This window comes from Legionella nigrisilvae (assembly GCF_977063395.2).
In genome coordinates this window covers 242,127-265,702 of the sequence record NZ_CDRUGZ020000022.1, presented here as the reverse complement: position 1 = coordinate 265,702, position 23,576 = coordinate 242,127, and the positions used below count along the sequence as shown (strand labels likewise).

The window sequence follows — 23,576 nt, the reverse complement described above, 5'->3', positions numbered from 1 at the left end:
ATTCCGCAAGATTATTTGGGTGCACAAAAATATGACAGGACCCAGTGTTTCCACAACGCAAGCCAAGATTGTATCAACTCGCAATGTCTGAATTCAAATGAGATTGATTGTCAGGAAAATTGTCGAAAGATGGCAAAGTCAAAATGTCAGCAAGATATTAATGAGTAGGATTTTTTGAATGGTTTCAACCATTTGGTTTGATTGTCAAATGATTGGCGGTGATTTTATAACCTGTCAAATCATGAGTCCATAAGGTGGCTTATACCTTATCTTTTCAAGAGTCTGTAGCCCGGGTAAAGATGGACGCCTCACACTGGCTATAATTATCCAGCTCATTTTATAAATGGCATATAGTTTGCATAATGGTATTCAATAAAAAATCATGTGGATTACTTGAATTCCCTTAGTGAATTCAAGTAAAAAAATTAGTATGGATAGCTTATATGGCTGATAAAAACGTTTTATCACAAGAAGAAATAGATGCATTACTAAAAACAGTGGGGGAGTCTTCTGAAGAGGAACATCTAGAATTAGAAAGTGCAGCAGGTACTAAGGAAAAATCGGATAAAAAAGCAAAAGCGGATAAAAATGATGTCGCAAGTTCTGCATTTGAGCCTATTGAAATAAAAAAAGAGAATGATGTTAAAACACTTAATTTTACTGCTCAAGAACGTATCGTCAAAGGTAAGTTGCCTGTATTAGATAGAATTTATGATCGGGCGGTGCGCTTATTTGCATCAGATATCTACAATGTCACAGCCAAGGATTTTGAGATCAAGCAAGATTCATTACTTATTATAAAACATCGCGATTTTATGGAGAGTTTGCCCAACCCAAGTTTAATGAGTATTTTTAAATTTAAACCATTACGAGGCAAAGGGATAATTCTTTTTGATAGTACTTTTGTCTATGATCTTGTCGACTATTATTTTGGGGGCAGCTCTCAATTCTTTGCCCAAAAAGACAGAACTGATTTTACTGCTACCGAGCTGCGTGTAATGGATGTGATAACGAAAAAGCTTATTGCCAATCTGAGCCAAGCCTGGAAGCCTATTATTCAGCTTGATATCACTAAATTTAATGATGAAACAAACCCACAATTAGTCAATATAGCAGAACCTGAAGAAATGCTATTGGTGGCACGTTTTTCTATGGATTTTGGTAAGGAAGTAGGTATTTTCTATTTTATTTTGCCTTACTCCATGGTTGAGCCAATTAAAGAGCAACTAGAGCTTGGTGCTTCTCGTCCAGATGACGAAATTGATCCGAACTGGGTCAAATCACTCAAAGAAGAATTAATGGATGTTGAATTAACTGTAAGTTCGATAATGGCTGAAACAAAAAGCTCTCTCGGAGCGGTAATGTCATGGCAAGTAGGAGATTTTATACCTATGGAAATGAAAGAAATAGTTACTTTAGATATTGAAGGGACCCCAGGATTTACAGCAACTCAAGGTACTGCAAATGACAAGCGTGCTGTGAAAATAATAAAAAATATTAGTTATTAGGAGATAAGTAATGTCTCAAGAAGCAATTGAACAACCCAAACCATCGAATACTCTTCCCCAGGAAGCAGACAGTGAAAAAATGGATTTGATTTTGGATATCCCAGTCTCAGTGACCGTAGAAATCGGCCGCACTAAAATGACTATTCGTAATTTACTCCAACTAAACCAAGGAGGAATTGTAGCACTGGATCGTTTGGCAGGGGATCCGCTTGATGTCCTAGTCAATGGGACTTTAGTTGCTCATGGGGAAGTGGTTGTGGTTAATGATAAATTTGGAGTTCGATTAACCGATATCGTCAGTAAAGCAGAACGTATTAAGCGATTAAGATGATGGACTCTACACTCAATCATGGGGAACTCATCCGGGTTCTCATGGGTTTATTGTTGGTTTTATTGATCATTCTTATATTGTCTTGGGTGGTGAAGAGGTTACATGGTATGCAAATGGGCTCGGCCAAAGGATTTCAATCCGTAGCGAGTATGATTTTAGGTCCTAAGGAAAAAATTACCTTGTTAAAAGTGGGAACGCGTTATTTGTTGATTGGATCGGGTTCAGGATATGTCACCATGCTTCATGATTTTGGTGAACAATTACCTACAGGATTTGAGTCCATAAATAAAGCTTCGTTTGCCGATCTCCTTAAATCAGTTAAGAAATCATAAAATGACGATGAATGTATATGGACAAAAAGGGTTATCATTTTCCAATCGAAAATCGATGCTAATTCACAAATGGATTTCTGTTTGCACGGGAATAACAAGATTAATAGCAGAGGGAGATAGAGAATTTAAATCCCGAATTCCGCTGCGCTGCACCCAGACTACATTATTTCTTATGCTATTTTGTTTTTTCCCCTTAGTCTTACAGGCTGCCCCTTTATCCTTACCGGCAATGACGGTTCAACCTGGAGCAAACGGGGAACAAACTTATAGTGTTAATCTGCAAATTTTGATTTTTATGACCTTGTTAACTGTTTTGCCAGGGATGTTGATGGCAATGACGGCTTTTACAAGGATCATCATCGTATTGTCTATATTACGTCAAGCTATAGGTATGGCGCAGACGCCTACAAACCAAATCTTAATTGGTATTGCGTTATTCATGACTTATTTTGTGATGTCTCCGGTTTTTAATAAAATCAATGATACGGCAGTGCAGCCTTATCTCGCAGAGACGATGAAATTCCCTCAAGCTTTAGCCAATGCACAGGCTCCTTTGCGTGAGTTTATGTTAAATCAAACGCGTAAAAATGATTTATCTTTATTTGAAAAATTTGCGCAAAAAAATCCAGCCAACCTTAACGAGGTGCCAATGAGTGTAGTGATTCCTGCATTCATTACTAGTGAATTAAAAACAGCATTCCAGATTGGCTTCATTTTGTTTCTACCCTTTTTAATTATTGATATGGTGGTGTCTAGTGTTCTAATGGCTATGGGTATGATGATGCTATCACCTTTGATTATCTCATTACCCTTCAAGATCATGCTGTTTGTTATGGTCGATGGGTGGACCCTTATTTTGGGATCGCTGGCGTCGAGTTTTGCTATGAGCTAAAAACTTTTCGCTTTCAGATCATGAATCAAAGGAAATAAAAATTATAGGGAAATAATATGACTCCAGACTCTGTAGTTTCTATATTCAGTGAAGGTGTGTATTTGATGCTGTTATTGATCATGGTACTCATTCTTCCTGGTTTGATTGTTGGTGTGATCGTTTCTATGTTTCAGGCAGCAACACAAATAAATGAAACAAGCCTAAGCTTTATACCCAAATTATTTATTACTTTTTTAATGCTTGTATTTGCCGGTCCTTGGTTATTGAAGACTATGGTGAATTACACCGATTCTTTAATTACCAATATTCCTTATTTAATCGGTTAACTAAAGATGAAGCTGGATTATCCAACAATAATAGATATGATAAGCCAGGTGATTTGGCCAATGGGGCGCATTGGTGGATTACTGCTTACTGTGCCTGTGTTTTCTTCTATCTTGGTACCCACTCGCATTAAAATTATTTTACTTTTTGTTTTAAGTTGTGTCTGTGCGTTTATGGTTCCTAAAGAGCTTTCTTTCCTTAATTTCAATGGACTTTTTTTAGCTTATATTATCCAAGAAGTTCTGTTTGGATTGTTAATGGGCTTTGTCTTACAGCTTGTTTTTCAGGTTTTTGTTTTGGGTGGACAAATTATTGCGATGCAGGCAGGTCTCAGTTTTGCTTTGATGGTGGATCCATCAAGCCGAGCAAGTGTTCCCTTAGTAAGTCAGTTTTATTCTATGATGATGACCCTAATATTTTTGTCACTTAATGGTCATTTAACCGTTTTCGAAACCTTGTTAGATAGTTTTAGAGTAATGTCTATAGGGCAGTTATCTGTAACCCCATCGATGGTGTGGAATGTTGTGTTATTTTCGGGATGGATGTTTAAACAGGCGCTACTCATCTCAATTCCTGCATTGCTGTCTTTGCTTATTGTGAGTCTAGCATTCGGAATTATGTCGCGAGCAGCGCCTCAATTAAATATTTTTTCTTTAGGATTTCCCATTACCTTAATTATGGGAATGGTGGTGATTAAGGTAGGTTTGTCGAGTATTGCAATACAGATGGCAGATCTGATCAAAGAAGGGATGCGTTTTATGGTGGGGATGGTACCCTGATGAGTGATCAAGAGCAAACACAAGAAAAAACAGAACAACCCTCGGCCAAGCGACTGAAAGATGCCCGTAAAAAGGGGCAAGTTGCACGCTCGAGGGATTTCAATACTACAGTAACCTTACTTTTTACTGCCTTAGGATTTTTAATTTTCGGAAAACAATTAGCCATGCAATTAGCAGTCCTGATGCGAGATGCATTTGAATTTAATACGCAAGTTACGCAGACTTCTGTGGTAAGTGCGGAGCGCTTGTTTTTTTTAGCTAAAATGGGATTTTGGTCTTTAATGCCCCTATTGCTAGTTATTTTTCTCATTACCTTAGCCGCCCCTTTGCTAATGGGGGGGTGGGTTTTTAGTGCACAAGTAGTACAACCCAAATTTTCTCGACTCAATTTATTTCAAGGACTCAAACGCATGGTTTCGTTGAAAGGTTTTGTCGAGATGTCCAAATCATTCTTTAAATTTCTTTTAGTCGCAGTGGTTGCCATAGCAGTGCTTAAAATACAAATTCCTGCATTACTCCATTTAGCTCATGTTCCTATAGAGACAGCAATTGGCAGCGGTAGCTTAATCGTAGTGAAATCATTTGTATTGATTTCTGCTAGTTTGATTTTGATCGCTGTCTTTGATGTACCTTTCCAATTGTATGAACATCAAAAAAATATGAAAATGACCATGCAGGAATTGCGAGATGAATACAAAGAAATAGAAGGTAAGCCCGAAATAAAAAGCGCTATTCGTCGTGCGCAGCAAGAGATATCAAGACGACGTATGATGAATGAAATTGCTAAAGCAAATGTGGTGTTAACAAACCCTACCCATTACGCGGTAGCAATCTGTTATAAAGAAAAAAGCCATAAAGCACCAATAGTCGTAGCAAAAGGCAAAGATTTGATTGCTTTTCAAATCAACAAAATTGCAACATCACATAAAATTCCCATTATTTCAGTACCACCTTTGGCTCGAGCGCTTTACTTTTCTACAAAATTAAATGCAGAAATACCAAGAGGACTTTATGTTGCTGTAGCTCAGGTTTTGGCTTATGTATTTCAATTGCGGGACAAGGAACGTTATGACTATAAACCTACTGTACTACAGAATGTTCCTATTCCAACAGAGTTAGTCCGTGATGCAGAGGAGGCTGATAATGAATAAGGCATTACAGTATATGCAATATTGGATGCATCAAGGGTTGGGTACACCCTTGGTCCTAATCACAATGCTTGGCATGATGATGTTACCTTTGCCTCCATTTTTATTGGATGTGTTTTTTACTTTTAATATTGCTTTGTCACTTGTAGTCTTGTTAGCCGTGATTTATAGCGAAAGACCTTTAGATTTTGCTGTATTTCCAACGGTTATTTTACTCGCAACTTTATTACGTTTGTCGCTAAATGTTGCCTCAACGCGAGTGGTTTTATTAAATGGCTATAAAGGTACTGATGCAGCTGGTCATGTAATTCAATCATTTGGTGAGGTTGTTATTGGAGGAAACTATGCTGTAGGTTTAGTTGTTTTTATAATTTTAGTAGTCATCAATTTTGTGGTGGTGACTAAAGGTGCTGGTCGGGTATCAGAAGTAAGTGCACGTTTTACTTTGGATTCTTTACCTGGAAAACAAATGGCTATCGATGCAGATTTGAATGCGGGATTAATTAATCAGGAACAAGCGGTAAAACGTCGATTGGAAGTTGCGCAGGAAGCCGATTTTTATGGTTCCATGGATGGTGCTAGTAAATTTGTCCGTGGCGATGCAATTGCCGGGATTTTAATTCTAGTTGTTAACATTATCGGCGGATTGATTATTGGAGTTTTTCAGCATGGAATGAGTGTTTCGGATGCCTTGCATAATTATATTCTACTAACTATTGGGGATGGTTTAGTGGCGCAAGTGCCTTCGCTTGTTTTATCCACTGCAGCCGCCATCATAGTGACTCGTGTTTCCAGTGCACAAAATATGGGGCATGCGGTAATTTCTCAGTTATTAGCTAACCCACGCTCATTGATTATTGCATCGGGTATCATTGGATTAATTGGTGTTATTCCTGGGATGCCTCATGTTGCATTTATTCTTCTTTCTGCAGGTTTGGCAGGAATTGCTTATCTATTTCTCAAGCAAGACAAAGCAAAACAAAAGGAGCAGCTTACCCAGGAAAATGAATCTCTTGCTGTTCCAAATTCAAATCTCTCTACGGAATTGTCTTGGGATGATGTGAATCCTGTTGATGTGATAAGTCTTGAAGTAGGATATCGCTTAATACCTTTAGTGGATCAAGCACAAGGAGGGATTTTACTTTCTCGAATTAAAGGGGTACGGAAGAAAATATCACAAGAGTTGGGTTTTTTGATTCCTTCAGTACATGTACGTGATAATTTGGATCTAAAACCTAACCATTATCGAATTAGTTTGGCGGGAGTAATAATGGGAGAAGCGGCGATTCATCTTGATCGTTGCTTGGCGATAAACCCTGGACAAATTTTTGGCGAAATAGAAGGGATAAAAACTCGTGATCCCGCTTTTGGTATGGAAGCGGTTTGGATAAATGAAAGCCAAAGAGAGCAAGCCCACACGTTAGGGTATACTGTAGTCGACTCTTCAACAGTCGTTGCTACACACTTAAGCCAAATATTGGAGCAGAATAGCCAACAATTATTAGGTTATGAAGAAACCCAACAACTTTTAGATAAACTTGCAGTGAGCTCACCCAAACTCGTGAAAGAATTAGTACCTGATGGCTTGTCCTTAGGAATGGTGAGTAAAGTCTTACAAGGTTTATTAATAGAGCATATTCCTTTAACAGATATTCGCACCATAGTCGAAACTTTGGCGGAATTAGCGCCAAAATCTAAGGATACTGAGTATTTAATCAGTCAAGTACGTATTGCTTTATCTCGATTAATTACTCAAAAAATCAGTGGTGTTCATGAAGAGTTACCTATTATTACGTTAAAACCTGAGTTGGAACAATTATTGCAAAACATTATTCAGAGTAGTGGATCTGGAGGTGTAAATTTCGAGCCAGGAATGGCAGATAAAATACAACATTCACTGACTCAATTAGCAATGCAACAACAGGCAAAACAAGAGAGCTCTGTATTAGTGGTACAGCCCGGGATACGCGCAGTGTTGGCACGATTTGTGCGTAATATATCCTATGACTTTCATGTTTTGTCTTATCAGGAGATCCCTGATAATAAACAAATAAGAATAGTAGGCACAGTAGGATAAAAATGAAGAACTGTAGATGTGGAATATAATGTAATAAGCAATACAAGTTACAAACTTCTCAGTTTTCTTACAAGCAGGCTACAATTTCTAAAGAGGCATTGCGTGAATAGTGACAAATTTCTTCATAAGCAGGAGGCTTTATGAAATTAAAACGTTTTGTTGCGGCCGATACACGCAGCGCTATGAAACAAATTAAAGAGACACTTGGTGCCGATGCTGTCATTTTATCCAGCCATCATGTTGATGCAGGTGTGGAGGTTGTTGCTGCGATTGATTTTGATGAAACCATTCTATCAACTTCAGCAGCAGTAGCTTGTGCTGAACCGATCAGCCAAACACCAAAATTTCAAATGCAAACTCCGCTTGATGATATGCGTCAAGAGATTCAAACATTAAGAGGGATGCTTGAGGCACAATTAAGAGGGAATGTGGGTGTCTATGAGCCCTTGCATACTATTTTACTCCAAAAACTTTTGTATCTGGGAGTAAGTCATACAACTGCTGCGACTTGGGCATGCTCCGTGCGATCTGATTTAAACCAACAGAGAGGGTGGGAATCTGTACTAAATATTATTACGGATCAATTAAGCATTTGTGACACACGTAGAATAGAAGAGGGGGGTGTTTATGCTTTTGTTGGACCAACTGGTGTTGGGAAAACAACAACACTCGCTAAAATTGCAGCGCGATTTACTTTAAGATTTGGAGCAGATAAGTTAGGTCTAGTCACTATGGATACTTATCGAATCGCGGCACAAGAGCAACTTATGATGTATGGAAAAATCTTAGGAGTTAAGGTGTGTGTTGCTCAAGATGAGGTTTCTTTGGCCCGAGTGTTACGGCAATTAAGTGATAAGAAACTCATTTTGATAGATACAGCCGGAATGAACCCTGCAGATGAGCGAGTGGTTAAACAAATGCAAGTGTTAGGCACATATTTACAGTCTGTTTCTAAGGTTCTAGTTTTACCGGCAACAAGTCATTATCAAGTATTAATTGATGCTATTAGACGTTATGAAGCGAATCAAATTGATCAGTGTATTTTGACTAAACTGGATGAATCGTTAGCTGTGGGCGGAGCATTAAGTGCACTTATTGAATCGGGTTTGGGTGTGAGCTATTTGACACACGGACAACGTGTACCCGAAGACATTAAAATGGCAACACGCCATCAGCTCGTTGAGTTATTTGCTGAACAGGAAACACAACTGTTTCTGGCAGATAATGTTAAGAAAGCACATCAGAGTGCTGGGAGAGAATATCATGTCTAAAGTGAGACGAAATATAAGTGATCAAGCTTCGGGGCTGAGGAGTCTATCGCGTGCGAAGCCAATTAAAGTAATTGCAGTTTCTGCTGGAAAGGGTGGAGTCGGCAAGAGCAACGTTTCTGTTAACTTGGCGGTTGGATTGGCTCAACTTCATAAAAAAGTAATGTTGCTTGATGCTGATTTGGGGTTGGCAAACATCGATATCATGTTAGGGCTGCATACTAAATATAATCTATCGCATGTAATTCAGGGAATTTGCCATTTAAGTGACATTATTTTACCTGGACCTAATGGTATTAGTGTTATTCCTGCCGCTTCTGGAACAGAATTTATGACCCAACTCTCTCCACCTGAGTTAGCTGGAATTATTGATGCGTTTAATGAGCTTACTGATGATTTGGACTACATGATTATTGATACTGCGGCGGGTATATCAGACACCGTTTTAAGTTTTACCCGGTCATCGCAAGAATTAATTGTCGTTGTATGCGATGAGCCTACGTCATTAACCGATGCATATGCTTTAATTAAAGTAATGAGTAAGCGGTATGAATGGACACGATTTCATATTCTCGCCAATATGGTGAGAAATGAGCGGGACGGACGTGAATTATTTAATAAATTATTCAAAGTTTCCGAGCAATTTCTTGAGGTTCAGCTAGACTATTTAGGAGCAGTTCCTTTTGATGAACACATACACAGGGCAGTGAAAATGCAAAAACCCGTATTAATTGCTTATCCAGATTCTGCCGCTGCTTTAGCGATGAGGCAATTAGCAGACGAAGTATCTGAATGGCCACCTTGCTCTTTGTTGGGGGGTAATACCAGTTTCTTTTTAGAACGTTTAGTTGCGGGTGAATTTTAAGGAGATTAATGTGGATGCTTTGGCTGCCTATAGCAAAGTGAACCAGCAAATTCAGGAAACGCTGGTAAAAACTCATGCCTTGTTGGTGAAGCGCATAGCACATCATTTATTGGGGCGTTTGCCGCAAAGTGTACAACTGGATGACTTAATACAAGCGGGAATGCTTGGTTTGCTGGAAGCAACAAGACATTATGATTCTTCCAAAGGAGCATCATTTGAAACCTATGCGGGAATACGTATCCGAGGATACATGCTTGATGAAGTAAGACGTAATGATTGGGTTCCACGTTCAGTGTATCGTAATGCAAGAATGATTTCTGAAGCAGTGAAAGCAGTTGAACATCGATTAGGAAGAGAGGCCAAAGATTCAGAAATAGCGACTGAACTTGGAATAGCCCTGAATGAATATCATGAAATGTTACAAGACTCAGTGAGCAGCCATTTGTATGGTTTTGAAGATTTGGGTGTGACTGATGATGCCCTACAGGCTGAAGATGGGCACGCCTCTACCGAACCTCATGTCAATGTATTTCATAGTGATTTAATGCGACGTTTATCTGAGGTGATTCGCGGCTTACCTCAAAAAGAACGAATGGTACTCTCTTTATACTATGAACAAGATTTAAATTTAAAAGAAATTGGTGAGGTTATTGGCGTTAGTGAGTCACGTGTCTCACAGATCCTTAGCCAAGCAACACATCGTATAAAATCAAGATTACCGGAATAAAAAAGAATGGATGCGTTAACTTTAATTGGGATGTTAGTCAGTTTTTTAGCGATTACACTAGGGCAAGTTTTGGAAGGTGGAAACATGCAAGCCCTACTCAACTTTTCTGCGTTGTTAATTGTTCTGGGAGGAACAATTGGTGCGGTGATGGTGCAAACACCACTGAGTACCTTTAAACGAGCCTTTAAAATCTTGCCCTGGGTTATCACACCACCAAAACTCGATTTTGAACACTGCCGTAATAAGATGTTTGATTTGGCACGTAAAGCCCGTCAGCTGGGTTTGCTTTCCTTGGAGGAGCATTTAGAAGTTGAAAAAAATCCACTCATCAGTAAAGGATTAGAGTTGTTGGTTATTGGCGTAGATAAATTCACCATAAGACAAGTTCTAGAGGAAGAGATAGATCGTGTGGAGACACATGATTCGCACGCAGCACAAGTTTTTGAAAGTATGGGGGGGTATAGTCCAACCATAGGAATTTTGGGTGCTGTATTGGGATTGATTCAAGTGATGCGCCATTTATCGGAACCGAGCGAATTGGGATTAGGTATTGCAGTAGCGTTCGTAGCTACGATTTATGGAGTAGGAATGGCTAATTTAATTTTTCTACCCGTGGCAAATAAATTAAAAAGTTATATTGCGCGCCAGGTTCACTACGATGAAATGATTGTAGAAGGGTTAGTTGCCATAGCTTCCGGAGAAAGTCCAGGAATTTTGCTGTTAAAACTCAATAATTTTGGCCAACAGAAGAAAGATGAAACAAAGAAAAAAAAGAAATGAGCAACATAACGATAATCACCGTTGGGTTGTCTCCTATGCTGATTTTATTACCTTGCTATTTGCATTCTTTGTAGTGATGTATGCTATTTCCTCTGTAAATATTTCAAAGTATCGCTCTCTTTCTGAGGGGATGAAATCAGCGTTCAATAAAAAAGATGAAGCTCGGGCACTTAAATCAACGAAGAGTATAAAAGATGGACCACAAACGACACCATTTCAAAGTCCCTTTAATGATGGACTTGATGAATTAAATCAATCACTAGCAGAATTGGAAGATGGAAATTATAAAATCAATCGACAAGAAGGTTGGGTTGAGTTGGATATTAAATCTGGGGCTTTATTTGACTCGGGCGAATCCGATTTAAAACCAGAAGCTTTTGTTAAATTGATGCGATTAGCCAGTAAAATTAAAAAATCGTCTTCTATTGTTGCCATAGAGGGATATACAGACAATATTCCTATAGAAACCCCACAGTTCCCCTCAAATTGGGAGCTTTCAGCTATGCGCGCAGCAGTTGTTGGCCGAATTCTAAACTCATTTGGGATTGCAACCCAACGCCTTTTAGTAACGGGATATGGAGAACAATATCCAGTTGCTGATAATGTTACAGAGCAAGGACGGGCTGCAAATCGTAGAGTGATTATTATCATTGCTTTGGACCGAAATGTTCCCCGCCTATTAAATCCAGCATTAAGTCATCCAGCAGCTCATCGTGTAGTTATCGGCAATAAGGATACAAAATGATTAATTTTCTTTTAAGTTTAAATGGGGTTATTTTTCTATTCGTACTGAATTACTTATTTAGCCAGCGGAAGAAATTAATTGATTTTCAAGGACGATTGGATATGCAACAAAAGCTAATTGATCAAATTAACAAAGATCATCCCATGTTAATCCATGCTGATTTGTTATTCTCAAAACAATTAAAAGAGATAAATACCCAAATGATTAGTATGGATAACCAAATTCAGGATTTGGAAAATAAAAGAGCTAATGATGGCGGGTATCGTCATGCTTTGCGTATTTTGGAAATGGGGGGTAATCGCGATGAAATTGTCGAAAGTTGTCATTTATCACTGGCAGAAGCAGATTTATTAATGAATTTGCAAGCATATCGAACAGCAATGAAGACTTCATAGCTGTTTTTTTGCCTACTTTCACGGTAAAATCTCAAACTTATTTTTACGAGTCATACTAAATCATCATGGAGCCCAGTAATGTAGCTGGATGCCGCGAAGCGGAGCTCTCGTCATCCCCCAAGTGCTGCGAGGTATCACCACGCTTTAGTACCAGGCTACGATGGGCGATCCCTTCGCCTCACTCGGGGTGATGGCAGAATGCCAGGGCATGCTTCGCCGCACGCAGGCTATCTTATGATAAGGTATTGATCCAATTAATATTTTTTAAAGAGACACTATGTTAGAAGTAAACCAAATTAATCTTAATCTGGTGGATCTTCTTAAGCGAATAGAAGCGCTTAGGGGGTATCTTTGACTTTGACGCTAAAAGTGAGCGTTTAGAAGAAGTCGTTCGCGAGTTGGAGTCATCTAATGTTTGGGATAATCCGGAAGTTGCCCAAGCTTTAGGTCGTGAACGAACCCAACTGGAAGCAATTGTTTCAACTTTAACGCAATTAGGTCAATCCATAACTGATTTAAATGAGTTGTTTGAAATTGCACGTGAGGAAGGGGACGAACAAACCATTAATGAAATTGGTGACGAATTAGTTTCCATTGAGAAAAAAGTTGCTGATTTAGAGTTTCGTCGGATGTTCTCCGGAAAAATGGACGATTCAAATGCATACTTAGATATTCAATCAGGTTCTGGGGGTACAGAAGCTCAAGATTGGGCAGAAATGTTATTGCGGATGTATTTACGCTGGGGCGAACAACATGGATTTACTACAGAACTAATTGAGTGTTCTCCAGGAGAGGTTGCCGGTATTAAAAGTGCCACTATTTATTTTAAGGGAGAGTATGCTTTTGGCTGGCTGCGTACGGAAAGCGGTGTGCACCGGTTAGTGCGAAAATCTCCTTTTGATTCAGGTAATAGACGACATACTTCATTTGCAGCAGTATTTGTTTCGCCTGAAATTGATGATGATATTGATATAGAAATTAACCCAGCTGATTTACGTATTGATACGTATCGAGCTTCCGGAGCGGGGGGCCAGCACGTTAACCGGACTGATTCTGCAGTTCGTATTACTCATGCTCCCAGTGGAATTGTAGTACAATGTCAGAATGATAGAAGCCAGCATCGTAATAAAGATCAGGCATTTAAGCAGCTGCGCGCTAAGTTATATGAACTGGAAATACAAAAGAAAAATGCAGAACAGCAGGTGTTAGAAGCCAGTAAATCAGATATAGGTTGGGGATCCCAAATTCGTTCCTACGTATTGGATCAATCTCGTATTAAAGATCTACGAACCAATGTGGAAACAAGCAATACACAAGCTGTATTAGATGGGGCGTTGGATCAATTTATTGAAGCCAGTTTAAAGGCAGGAGTAGGGCAGCATGAGTGAAGAACAAATTGAACATATAGATGAAAGCGAAGTTTATTATATTCGTAAACAAAAATTGGCTGAGTTACGGACAAAAGGTTTTAATTTTCCAAACCAATTTCGTCGTGAAAATTTAGCTCAAGAAGTCACAAAACATTATGATTCATTAGATAAAGAAACCTTAGCGCAAGAGCATGTGAAGGTAACAGTTGCCGGTCGTATCGTGTTGAGACGTATTATGGGCAAGGCGAGTTTTTTTCATATTCAAGATTTCTCCGGTCGGATCCAAGTATATATCCGCGCCAATGATCTCCCTGAGCAGTACGAGGAATTCAAGCATTGGGATTTAGGCGATATTGTTGGGGTTAAAGGTGAATTATTTAAGACCAATACAGGTGAGCTTACTGTAAACGCAGAGCATATTGAATTATTAACTAAATCATTGCGCCCCTTACCTGATAAATTTCATGGCTTAGCTGACCAAGAGGTTAAATATCGTAAACGGTATGTAGATTTAATCGCCAATGATGAAAGTCGGCTTACTTTTCTAACTAGGTCGCGATTAATTCAAGCATTTAGACAGTTTATGGATCAAAACTATTATCTAGAAGTAGAAACACCCATGATGCATCCTATCCCGGGTGGAGCTTTGGCACGTCCTTTTGTGACACATCATCATACTTTAGATATGACTATGTATTTACGTATCGCTCCAGAACTTTATTTAAAACGTCTCGTGGTGGGTGGATTTGAGCGTGTTTATGAAATTAACCGTAACTTCCGTAATGAGGGTATTTCAACCCGTCATAATCCAGAGTTTACTATGGTGGAATTTTATCAAGCCTATGCAGACTATAAAGACTTGATGAATTTTACTGAAGAATTATTACGTTATCTCTGTGATACCGTGATGGAAAAACGGCAGATTGAATATCAAGGTCAAATTATTGATTTTAATAAACCATTTACACGTATGACAGTGAAAGAAGCAATTTTATATTATCATCCAGAAATTAACCCGCAACAGCTGGAAAGCATTGTTAGTTGTCGTGAGATTTTGCAGAAAAAAGGGTTTCCTTTCAAAGCAACGGATGGTTTAGGGAAGCTGCAAATCATATTGTTTGAAGAAACAGTGGAACATCAATTATTTCAGCCCACGTTTATTACGGGTTATCCGACTGAAATTTCACCTTTAGCCCGTCGTAGTGATCATGATTCGGATGTGACTGATCGCTTTGAATTTTTTATTGCGGGTCGAGAAATTGCCAATGGATTTTCTGAGTTGAATGATGCAGAAGATCAGGCCGAGCGTTTCCGTAAGCAAGTTGAAGAAAAAGATGCCGGTGATTTAGAAGCCATGCATTTTGATAGCGATTACATTGAAGCACTGGAGTATGGATTGCCTCCTACAGCAGGAGAGGGTATAGGGATAGATCGTTTGGTCATGTTATTTACTAACTCTCAATCAATCCGTGATGTTATTTTGTTCCCACATTTGCGGCAATAATAACAGCAATAAGCCAGAACTATAGCCTGACTATTGATGGGTTCATAATCTAGGTTTTGTGATTATCACAAACCACTTTATGGCTTTCTTCAAGTCAGGCTATTTTTAGGCGCTCTAATTGGGTTAAGCCCATGCAAAGGAATAATAATAATTTATCAGGTGGCTTATGTTTGTTACTCACTTCCAGAAGGCGATTACATACATTAGAGAAACTCAGGAAATAGCTTTATTTGCTACGATGGCTGATGCAAGGCTATCCGCAGCATTTAGAGCTTCTCCTTTGTTTTATATCATTTTGCCTTTTATTGGTTTTTTACTAACTGTAAGTGCCTTAATCAATGGGTATCACCTCGCAAAAGCCAGCAATCAAAATGTAGATCGGTGGTTACTTTTCGCTGTTTCAGCTGTTTGTGCTGTTTTAGCAAGTATCTCACTTTATGGGGCTGCAATATCAAAGATTTTTGATTTTAGCTTCGTAGCAGGCCCTTGGTTTTTCTTTAGTAGTTTAATGGTAGCATTGAGTCATCAGCTCATAATGTTTGGACTCAATTTATATAGGGCTTTTGAATCTCCCAAAGACAGTATTCAACGCATGCGTTATATGCAGGCAGCTTTAAGTAACACGTTTGCAATGGCCTTTTTAGCTGCGGCGTTAGGTGCAGTGGTTTTTGTATTGCTTTTTCCTCTGGCTCCAGCTGCAGGTACAGTTTTTTCAATTACAGCAGTTTTATTTACTGGTGTAGATTTATTGTGGCGTATGGCTCCATATTCTATAAAACAACTTATCAAAGGTTGGCTTAACCTGAGCAAACCTGATCTAACGCAAGACGCAATTGTGAATAGGGAAGCAATTAATCCGCAAAATAAGGTAGAGGAACCGAAACATTACCGAATGTTTACTTCTTGTGATTACAGTGCAGTCATTCGAACAATGGATAGAGGAGTAGCTAAGCTTTATCTTGTAGAGCTGATGCAAAACAAATTGAAACTATTGGAGCAAAAATTCAATTCCGGGAATGATAAAATAAAAGATAAGATTGAATTATTAAAAATGCTATCAAAAGAAATAGAACATTCCCAAGAAATTTCTAAAAAGGATGTAAGGGCTACATATCCTTTAGCTTTTCAGAGTTTTTGGTCTGAAACCGGTGAGGTGGAACAAATATTAGATGCAATCATTGCGTTTCAGAAGAAGCAGCAAATTGAGCAGTATACTCGAATAAGCCTAGTCATGGGATAAACACATATCTGCTGTATGTAACATAGATTATAATGAAGGTATCCCAAATGAGGATGAAGAAATGTGTGACGAAAAGCATAATCTCAGTTTAAGCATAATAGAACTTATCAGGTTAAAGTGATGGTTTGGGAAAATACTTTAAAAAGAATCAGTACTGAGACAGCTTTTAAAGCCGCTTTGCAGTGGGTAGAAAATCCTGAGAATTTGCAACTGGTTAATAACCAAATCAATTGTGTTTATCGTTTTGAGGCGGAGGGCAATAGATTCTATTTAAGAATAACTCATGAAAAAATTCGTCCTCAAAAAGAATTACTAGCTGCGATCGATTTTCAACAGCACTTGTTTCGGAATGAAGCCCCAATTTGTGAAGTACTTCCTTCAAAAAATGGAGCTTATATTGAAACTGTAATACAGGAGGAACTCCATTTTTTAACCCAAGTATGTTCTGAGGTACCGGGAACGATCATGCATTTCGGGTATCCGGATAAAAATGCATACGTTCATTGGGGGGAAGCATTGGCTCGTTTACATCGCGCTGCAGAGAGTTATAAAGCGAATGGCCATCATTTTAGAAATTGGCAGGATTTATGGAGCGAAACGGCGGGCTACCTGACTCATGAAGACTCAGCTATCCAGGATTTGTTCCAAACGATCGAGGAGCACTTCAGAAATTTTACAATAAATAATGTTAATTTTGGTCTCACACATGGGGATCATCGTCCAGGGAATGTATTGTTCGACGGCAAACAAATTCATTTTATTGACTTCGATGAACCCGTTTATCATTGGTTTATAGCGGATATTGCTAAACCTTTTTTAGATTTATGCGGCACCCCTTATTCTGAATGGGCTGAAAAATTTGCATGGATGATAGAAGGATACCAGCGGATCTTACCTATAGATGCTGGTTTATTACATGCAATTAATGATTTTAGCCAAATGAAAAGCTTGGAGATTTATCTTTGGTGTAAAAATAATTGGTATGAATCTACGGCACCAGGTGGAAAACCAAGGGAGCAGTGGCTCAATGAGCTAAGGCATATGGCATTTAAACCCTTATTTAAATTTTCAACTGAAGAACGCAATGGTAAAAAAATCAAATAAAAATAAAGTCTATGAAACTTATGATGAAATAATTGATTGGTATGATGCGCATCGCAATAAAGAGCTCATCATGGAGCAATTTTATTTGCAACAAATAAAAAAATATGCACCCCCTGGGGGACGTGTGTTGGATATTGGTTGTGGCACAGGAGAACCTATTGCAAAATTTTTAATAGAATCGGGTTTCGAATTAACCGGTGTTGATGCCAGCAAAAAAATGATAGACCGTTGTAAACATAACTTCCCACAGGCGCGATGGCTCTTAAAGGATATGAGGACAATGGAATTTGCTGAACCGTTTGATGTGGTCATTGCCTGGCATAGTTTTTTTCATTTACCACAAGCTGATCAACGTAAGGCCTTGAATTTATTTTCTTCATTAGTCAAAACCAACGGTCTATTGCTTTTTACTACCGGTCCTGACGCTGGAGAGGTTTGGAGTGACAATGGTGGCCATGATTTATACCATGCTTCACTGGATGCTAAAGAATATGGAAGGATTTTGCATGCGAACCATTTAAAGATATTGGTCCATAAAGTGAGTGATCCAGATTGTGGCGGAGCTACGGTGTGGCTTGCCCAGAAGAATTAATAAATAGGTAACCTGGGTGAGGGTATGCCATAACCCAGGATTTAAGAAGGTATTTCTAAACTACAATTATCAGTTACTTAAACTGCAAACTTTCTGTATTTGGGGATATCAAAGAAGAATTGTTATTCACTAGAGGGTCAAAGAAAGCTTGGTCAGTTAATGAAAGCACAGATTGAGATTTTGATTGTTTTAGATTCTCCATTTCTTTAACTATCTCTGGATCTTGAGGTGCTAATCTCTTTGCTACATTGAGAGATGCTTTTGCTTTTTCCCAATTTTTTTCTAATCGATAACAACAGGCTATATTTAACCATGCATCCGCTTTATCCTGTTTGTCCTCAGAGAGGTCAATTAGTTTTGCAAACGGAGCTCTGGCTTCAGCATAATTACCTTGTTTAAATAAACACATACCCATTTGATTGAGTGCGGGGATATGAGTTTGGTCCAACTCAAGAGCTGCTAGGTATAATTCCTGTGCTTTTGCATATTCTTGGTTCTGATACAGATAATGGCCAAATTGTGCATAACATTCAGTAAGATTTTCTGTGATTGCACTGTGCAGTAATTGGTCATTTTCATGGCAGTGAGCTAGAGCTTCAAGATAATAGTGAATTGCATGATTAAACTGTTTGTTTATCATTTCTGCTAGACTGTTCTCTTCCGATAATTTCTTCAGTAGCTCGATATACTGTTCATACCAACTTGCAATAGAATGCAAAAACATAGGATTATTACTACATAATTCCAGAGATGATTTAAGCGCAATTTGAGCATCACGTAATAAAGTAAGACATTTTTCTAAATTGAGCTCAAGGTATTCCTGAGCTTGCTTCATATAAAGCAAACCTAAATTTTGTCGTACGGATGCGCAGGAAGGATCAATCTCTATAACATTTAAGTAACAAGTGATGGCTATCTCGTCCTCATTGTCAGCGGCATAACATTGTCCTAACAGATCAAAAGCATACGATTTATTTGGCTCGTCTTTTAAATCCTGAGTTAATTCGATAAATTTTTTTAAAAAAAATAAGGCTTCCTTTTTTTCATCGGCTAAAAAACAGGTTTTTCCTAAAAAAAAGTAGGTTTCGTGAACTTCGGGATTTTGTTCTATTGCTTGAAGTAAGAATTTTTTGGCTTGTGTAAGGTCTCCTTTATTAAGGGCTTCTACACCTTGTAAGTGGAACGAATTAAACATATTTACCCTCCTGTAGAGTAGTTAATTTTACGTCCCTATAGATCCAATCCAACTGGAGTGTAGAATATAATAAACAAATATTTTTTAATAGTAACCAAGCGGAAGCATTGATGACAATGATATAGTGCATGCCTATTTGATATGAGTAGTTGAAAAAAACTTGATTTGACACTTCATAGCCTATATGCAACTGATTCAGGTACAATGGTTTAGACGTTTTAAGTCCAAAGGAAAAGCCGCGAATGCAAACCAATCCTATTATTGAACTGAGTTTTTGGCTGACCAGAGAACGGGAAGCTGGAGCTCCTAATCCAAGCCACGCCGTGTTGTCGTCAAATTCATTAGAGGGTGTCCCACATAGTCGTGTCGTGGCTATTCGCGAAATTTCAGATGAAGGTATTTTATTTTTTACACAAAAAAATACTCGCAAAGTAAACGAGTTAAAAAATAATCCTGAGGTAAGTCTGGTATTCTGGCTGGAACTTTTGCAACGAGAAGTGATAATTGAAGGAAAAAGCCTATTTTTAAACCATGCGGAGAATAAACATTATTGGGATAGTTATCCGCGATGGTCTCAAATTCGCTTTTTAAGTTATGCACCTACGTCAATGCAATTGATTGAGAATAAACAAATAATAGAAAACAAGCGCCAGAAGATAGAAGATTCGTTTTTAAATAAAGCAATCCCTCTAAGTCCTGAATATTGCGGTGTTCGGATTCAGCCGAAACGCATGGTATTTTATTCTTACCGACAAGACGAACTATCCGATGTTTGGGAGTATGTAAAGCGTAATGAATGGAATTTACAACGCTTATCCCCTTAAAACCTAGGTGAATTGCTTAATCTGAGTGAGTGACCTGCTACATTAAGTTTAAAAATTTAATAATTGTGCTAGAAGAACATTTTGATTTTTATTTGATCTGAGGGGGTATTCTCAACTAGAATTTGCCTGTTTTTTAATTTAAGGAAGAGTATTATGAAAAAACAAACTTTTGTTAGCAAATCGCAACCCTCATCTCCCCGCAATTACGAATCTCCCCAAACCCCCAGAAGCAAATCCCGGCCTTCCTCGCCACGAGAGATTAATGTTCCTGATTCTCAGGGAGAAATAAAAGTAGGTGACCCTCCCCTTATTGACGAATCAATTAAAGAGAAGAATGGGTCTTCAGAGACGTCCGCGGGTAAAGGATCAATTACCCAGGCTTTAAAATTCTTTCGAAGTGGAAAATCCACATCCTTCCCAATCTTACCCTCCGTCACTCCTCAAGCCCCTCCTTCTCATACTCCACCAGCGATACCTTTAGCGCTCAGTAGTGAAATAATAAAAAGTAAGAAAAAAACGGCTAAGGTTTCAGAATCTAAAGAGGTAGAGGTGCCCGTATTAAAAAAAGTCGAAAGTCATCGAACTGTGTTTGGTGTGCTTAGCCTGGATAATTTAATTTCAGAAGAAAAGTACCCCGAGTTATATCGTCGAACGATCGCATGTATCGTTTTAGCGAAGCATTACAATGCCTATATCGAATCGTTAGCTGAGTGCCAGTGGTACACAGCAGCAAGCTTAAAGTCTATACACACTGAAAAAGCTCAAAGACTCCTTCAACATGCGCAAGGTGAGCAGGTGAAACTAATAAAAGAGCTTTGCCAAATACTTGATAAAGCATTAACTGTGTATTTAATAGAGACAAGTGATAAGGCAGGGCAAGTCGATAAATTTTGTGATTTTTTAAGAGAACGTATCGATACCGTAATGGGGCTCACACAATTTGATAATTACCCATTCGTCAAAGGTCTTTCTTATAAAGACAAACGTCATTTTTTTCCTAAAGAGATAGATTGTAATTTAATAACAATGAAGAGAATCCAAAAGAAAGAATATGAATTAAGAGCGGAAATTCAAACAGCTGCCTTGGATTTCTTGCAAACAGAACAATTTAATGAACCCCTGGCAATAATTTTACCGTTTTTGGCACATTATGTGAATGTTTATCATGGGCCAGCATACGTTAATGCCTTAGAGAAATTAGGTCACTCAATAGTTCAGGTATATGATTATTTGGAGGAGCTACGAATCAAGGAGGCTACTTTTGACTCTGCTATAAAAAATAAATTTACTCCTCCTGGATTTATTAGCTTTAGTTCCTTGTTACCGAAGCATGATGAGTTTCGGAGGCTTCTCATAAGTCAAATAAGTTTGATCTTAAAGCAGAAGGATTCTAAGCCCACATGTTCTTCTTCTGAGACAGACTTTTTTATTTGCAAGGATAGTGAATTTCTTTCAGCGATAAAGAATGAAATTTCTTCTTTTACAAAAGGATTTAAAAAGACCTATAAAGAGGTTCCAAAAAATCTGCCAAAATTGGCACAAAAAATTGCTGAAAAGATGTTAGAAGCGAATGCAACCTTAGAGCCTCAAGAAAACCAGGAAAAGGTTGAGTCTCGGGTTTTGGGCTGTTAAACCTATTTCTTTAAAAATCTGAGGGATATTTTACTTCAGCAAGCATAGCAACTCTCTTCAAGACAGTTGCTCCTTGCTGAAATATAAGAATTTACACGAAATGATGAATATTGAATTCATACCTATTCCAAAACCTCATCAGACTGTTTCTCCTGGTTTTCGGGTAAAAAACCACCAACCTGGGCATCCCATAAGGTTTTATACAAACCACCTTGTTTGAGTAGTTCACTGTGAGTTCCATCTTCAACAATATGTCCGTTATCGAATACTAAAATACGATCCATGTGGAGAAGGGTAGACAAGCGATGGGCAATAACCAAAGTTGTTTTTTCTTGCATTAGTTGCCATAAACTATCTTGAATATTCGTTTCGGTAATGGAGTCAAGCTGCGAAGTGGCTTCATCAAGCATTAAGATCGGGGCATTTTTTAATATGGCTCTTGCAATTGCAATGCGCTGGCGCTGACCGCCGGAAAGCTTAATTCCCCGCTCTCCTACTAATGCACTGTAGCCTTCTGGCAATTTTTTAATAAACTCATGAGCATGAGCTTTTTGGGCGGCATCAATAACTTCCGCCTCGGTCGCATCAATCTTTCCATAGCGGATGTTATCCGTCAAGCTTCGATGAAAAAGCGTTGGATCTTGTGGAATCATAGCAATGGCTCGTCTTAAACTTTCTTGGGTGACCTCTGTGATATTCTGGCCATCGATGAGAATTTGACCATCCACTACATCGTAAAGTCTTAATATCAGATTAATAAAGGTTGATTTGCCACTTCCTGAATATCCAACTAATCCAACTTTCTGACCCGCTTTGATAGTCACTGACTTATTTTGAAATAGCGAATATGTGCCATGATAATGAAACTTAACCTTAGAAAACTTTATTTCCCCCTGAGGTACAATTAATTCCAATGGGTTGTTTTTATCCTTAATTTCATGAGGTATAACCAAGGATTTTAAACTTTGCTTACATTTACCCTGAGCTTGGTTAAATAAATCCACTTGGAACATGGTGTACCACATCATATGCCCCAACTCCATTGATAGTCCGATAATTAAAGCAAAATCTCCAATACTTATTAGTTTTTTGCTGTATAAATGGATTAATGTAAATCCTGCCACTCCCATCATCACTGCAATCATGGCGCCTTGAACACTTCCTAATAACATAATGAAACGTTCTTTTTTCTGAAAGGCCTCTTGGACCCGCTCAGAGTAGGTGTTCATGCGATTTATTTCATAAGTCTTTTGTGAAAAGATGCGGATATTTGATTGGTTACTTAATGCATCGACCAACTGGCCAGAAAGCTGAGACTCACTGCTTGCATGTTTATCAGACAAGAGCACTAGTCGTGTTGACATCCAAATGCTAAATGATGCAAAGGCAATGAACCAAATCAACAAAATATAAAAAAACAGGGGGTTGACATAATAAGCTGTGATAAACGAAACGATCAGTAACGAGGCTCCCCGAATGAAATCCACAGTTACTCTATGAAGTATAATTTCAAGATTATCTGCAAGTGTTGTAATTTGATCCGTAATTCGCCCTGATAAGTTATCTTGAAAAAATTGATGAGAAGAACCTAAGACATAATTAAAAGTTTGGCTAATAACTTCATTTTTGATGAGCGTTTCAAACTTGTAATTTAGATAACCAATTGTTCTCCAGGTGATATTATCAAACACGATAAAGTTCAAAACCAATAATCCTGCTATCCAATAAAGATAGGAGGTATCAATGCTTTGCTCAGATGCTAACGCGTTAATGAAGGATTTAATCAATAGACTATTAAATGGACCCCAAAATCCAGCTAAGATGGCTATGAAGATAAATAAAACAACCATTTTACGATACGGTTTTAAAAAATGTCCTATAAAAGATCCTAAATGGTTCGGTAAATTGGTGTTGTTCATTTGCTAACTCCCACAGCATACCAAC

23 protein-coding genes are annotated in these 23,576 nt (G+C 38.3%); 21 read left to right on the top strand and 2 right to left on the bottom strand.

The window, feature by feature from the left end; translation table 11 throughout:
• The first annotated feature begins 443 nt into the window (after positions 1–443).
• The 19 genes from fliM to ACWTE2_RS14240 all read left to right on the top strand — a co-directional run bounded on the left by fliM (position 444) and on the right by ACWTE2_RS14240 (position 17,981).
• Positions 444–1,508: a flagellar motor switch protein FliM gene (fliM, locus tag ACWTE2_RS14330; RefSeq protein WP_454785869.1), complete on the top strand. Its 1,065-nt coding sequence runs from the start codon at positions 444–446 to the stop codon at positions 1,506–1,508.
• 10 nt (positions 1,509–1,518) lie between these two features.
• Positions 1,519–1,839, top strand: coding sequence for a flagellar motor switch protein FliN (fliN, locus tag ACWTE2_RS14325; RefSeq protein WP_076547449.1), 321 nt, complete (start codon positions 1,519–1,521; stop codon positions 1,837–1,839).
• On the top strand, positions 1,839–2,171 hold the full coding sequence (gene fliO, locus ACWTE2_RS14320) for a flagellar biosynthetic protein FliO (RefSeq protein WP_454785991.1): 333 nt from the start codon (positions 1,839–1,841) through the stop codon (positions 2,169–2,171). The genes fliN and fliO overlap by 1 nt, the downstream gene beginning before the upstream one ends.
• Before the next feature lie 172 nt (positions 2,172–2,343).
• Positions 2,344–3,063 carry a flagellar type III secretion system pore protein FliP gene (gene fliP, locus ACWTE2_RS14315; protein ID WP_454785990.1) on the top strand — a complete coding sequence of 240 codons (720 nt, stop codon included), beginning with the start codon at positions 2,344–2,346 and terminating at the stop codon, positions 3,061–3,063.
• 56 nt (positions 3,064–3,119) lie between these two features.
• Complete coding sequence (gene fliQ / locus ACWTE2_RS14310; RefSeq protein WP_182393266.1) at positions 3,120–3,389, top strand: flagellar biosynthesis protein FliQ; 270 nt, start codon at positions 3,120–3,122, stop codon at positions 3,387–3,389.
• Between the two features lie 6 nt (positions 3,390–3,395).
• Entirely contained in the window at positions 3,396–4,166 is a 771-nt protein-coding gene (fliR, locus tag ACWTE2_RS14305; RefSeq protein WP_454785868.1) for a flagellar biosynthetic protein FliR, read from the top strand.
• A complete protein-coding gene (flhB, locus tag ACWTE2_RS14300) occupies positions 4,166–5,317 on the top strand; it encodes a flagellar biosynthesis protein FlhB (RefSeq protein ID WP_454785867.1) in 1,152 nt (383 codons plus the stop codon). The genes fliR and flhB overlap by 1 nt, the downstream gene beginning before the upstream one ends.
• Positions 5,310–7,391: a flagellar biosynthesis protein FlhA gene (gene flhA, locus ACWTE2_RS14295; protein WP_454785866.1), complete on the top strand. Its 2,082-nt coding sequence runs from the start codon at positions 5,310–5,312 to the stop codon at positions 7,389–7,391. The genes flhB and flhA overlap by 8 nt, the downstream gene beginning before the upstream one ends.
• A 140-nt stretch (positions 7,392–7,531) precedes the next feature.
• The gene (gene flhF, locus ACWTE2_RS14290; protein WP_454785865.1) at positions 7,532–8,662 is read left to right on the top strand and encodes a flagellar biosynthesis GTPase FlhF; all 1,131 of its coding nucleotides are present in this window, start codon (positions 7,532–7,534) and stop codon (positions 8,660–8,662) included.
• The gene (locus tag ACWTE2_RS14285) at positions 8,655–9,524 is read left to right on the top strand and encodes a MinD/ParA family protein (protein ID WP_182393271.1); all 870 of its coding nucleotides are present in this window, start codon (positions 8,655–8,657) and stop codon (positions 9,522–9,524) included. Before flhF ends, ACWTE2_RS14285 begins: the two co-directional genes overlap by 8 nt.
• 10 nt (positions 9,525–9,534) lie before the next feature.
• Positions 9,535–10,251: an RNA polymerase sigma factor FliA gene (locus ACWTE2_RS14280; protein ID WP_182393272.1), complete on the top strand. Its 717-nt coding sequence runs from the start codon at positions 9,535–9,537 to the stop codon at positions 10,249–10,251.
• A 6-nt stretch (positions 10,252–10,257) separates the two neighbouring features.
• Entirely contained in the window at positions 10,258–11,031 is a 774-nt protein-coding gene (locus ACWTE2_RS14275; RefSeq protein WP_454785864.1) for a flagellar motor protein, read from the top strand.
• On the top strand, positions 11,006–11,776 hold the full coding sequence (locus ACWTE2_RS14270; RefSeq protein WP_182393274.1) for a flagellar motor protein MotB: 771 nt from the start codon (positions 11,006–11,008) through the stop codon (positions 11,774–11,776). The genes ACWTE2_RS14275 and ACWTE2_RS14270 overlap by 26 nt, the downstream gene beginning before the upstream one ends.
• The gene (locus tag ACWTE2_RS14265; protein ID WP_454785863.1) at positions 11,773–12,171 is read left to right on the top strand and encodes a DUF2802 domain-containing protein; all 399 of its coding nucleotides are present in this window, start codon (positions 11,773–11,775) and stop codon (positions 12,169–12,171) included. The genes ACWTE2_RS14270 and ACWTE2_RS14265 overlap by 4 nt, the downstream gene beginning before the upstream one ends.
• Positions 12,172–12,448: 277 nt before the next feature.
• A protein-coding gene (gene prfB, locus ACWTE2_RS14260; RefSeq protein WP_454785862.1) for a peptide chain release factor 2 occupies positions 12,449–13,559 on the top strand; the annotation gives its coding sequence in 2 pieces (ribosomal slippage) (positions 12,449–12,523 and positions 12,525–13,559; 1,110 coding nt in all).
• On the top strand, positions 13,552–15,045 hold the full coding sequence (lysS, locus tag ACWTE2_RS14255) for a lysine--tRNA ligase (protein ID WP_454785861.1): 1,494 nt from the start codon (positions 13,552–13,554) through the stop codon (positions 15,043–15,045). Before prfB ends, lysS begins: the two co-directional genes overlap by 8 nt.
• A gap of 166 nt (positions 15,046–15,211) precedes the next feature.
• A complete protein-coding gene (locus ACWTE2_RS14250) occupies positions 15,212–16,285 on the top strand; it encodes a hypothetical protein (RefSeq protein ID WP_454785860.1) in 1,074 nt (357 codons plus the stop codon).
• 120 nt (positions 16,286–16,405) lie between these two features.
• Positions 16,406–17,389, top strand: a complete 984-nt coding sequence (locus tag ACWTE2_RS14245; protein WP_454785859.1) for a phosphotransferase enzyme family protein — start codon at positions 16,406–16,408, stop codon at positions 17,387–17,389.
• On the top strand, positions 17,370–17,981 hold the full coding sequence (locus tag ACWTE2_RS14240; protein WP_454785858.1) for a class I SAM-dependent methyltransferase: 612 nt from the start codon (positions 17,370–17,372) through the stop codon (positions 17,979–17,981). The genes ACWTE2_RS14245 and ACWTE2_RS14240 overlap by 20 nt, the downstream gene beginning before the upstream one ends.
• Before the next feature lie 73 nt (positions 17,982–18,054).
• Here the strand turns inward: ACWTE2_RS14240 and ACWTE2_RS14235 are convergent, their stop codons facing one another.
• Positions 18,055–19,176 carry a tetratricopeptide repeat protein gene (locus ACWTE2_RS14235; protein WP_454785857.1) on the bottom strand — a complete coding sequence of 374 codons (1,122 nt, stop codon included), beginning with the start codon at positions 19,174–19,176 and terminating at the stop codon, positions 18,055–18,057.
• Positions 19,177–19,418: 242 nt separating this feature from the next.
• Between ACWTE2_RS14235 and ACWTE2_RS14230 the strand changes: the two genes are divergently transcribed.
• Complete coding sequence (locus tag ACWTE2_RS14230; protein WP_454785856.1) at positions 19,419–20,000, top strand: pyridoxine/pyridoxamine 5'-phosphate oxidase; 582 nt, start codon at positions 19,419–19,421, stop codon at positions 19,998–20,000.
• Between the two features lie 153 nt (positions 20,001–20,153).
• A complete protein-coding gene (locus ACWTE2_RS14225; protein WP_454785855.1) occupies positions 20,154–21,632 on the top strand; it encodes a hypothetical protein in 1,479 nt (492 codons plus the stop codon).
• A gap of 122 nt (positions 21,633–21,754) precedes the next feature.
• Here the strand turns inward: ACWTE2_RS14225 and ACWTE2_RS14220 are convergent, their stop codons facing one another.
• On the bottom strand, positions 21,755–23,551 hold the full coding sequence (locus ACWTE2_RS14220; protein WP_454785854.1) for an ABC transporter ATP-binding protein: 1,797 nt from the start codon (positions 23,549–23,551) through the stop codon (positions 21,755–21,757).
• Positions 23,552–23,576 lie beyond the last annotated feature (25 nt).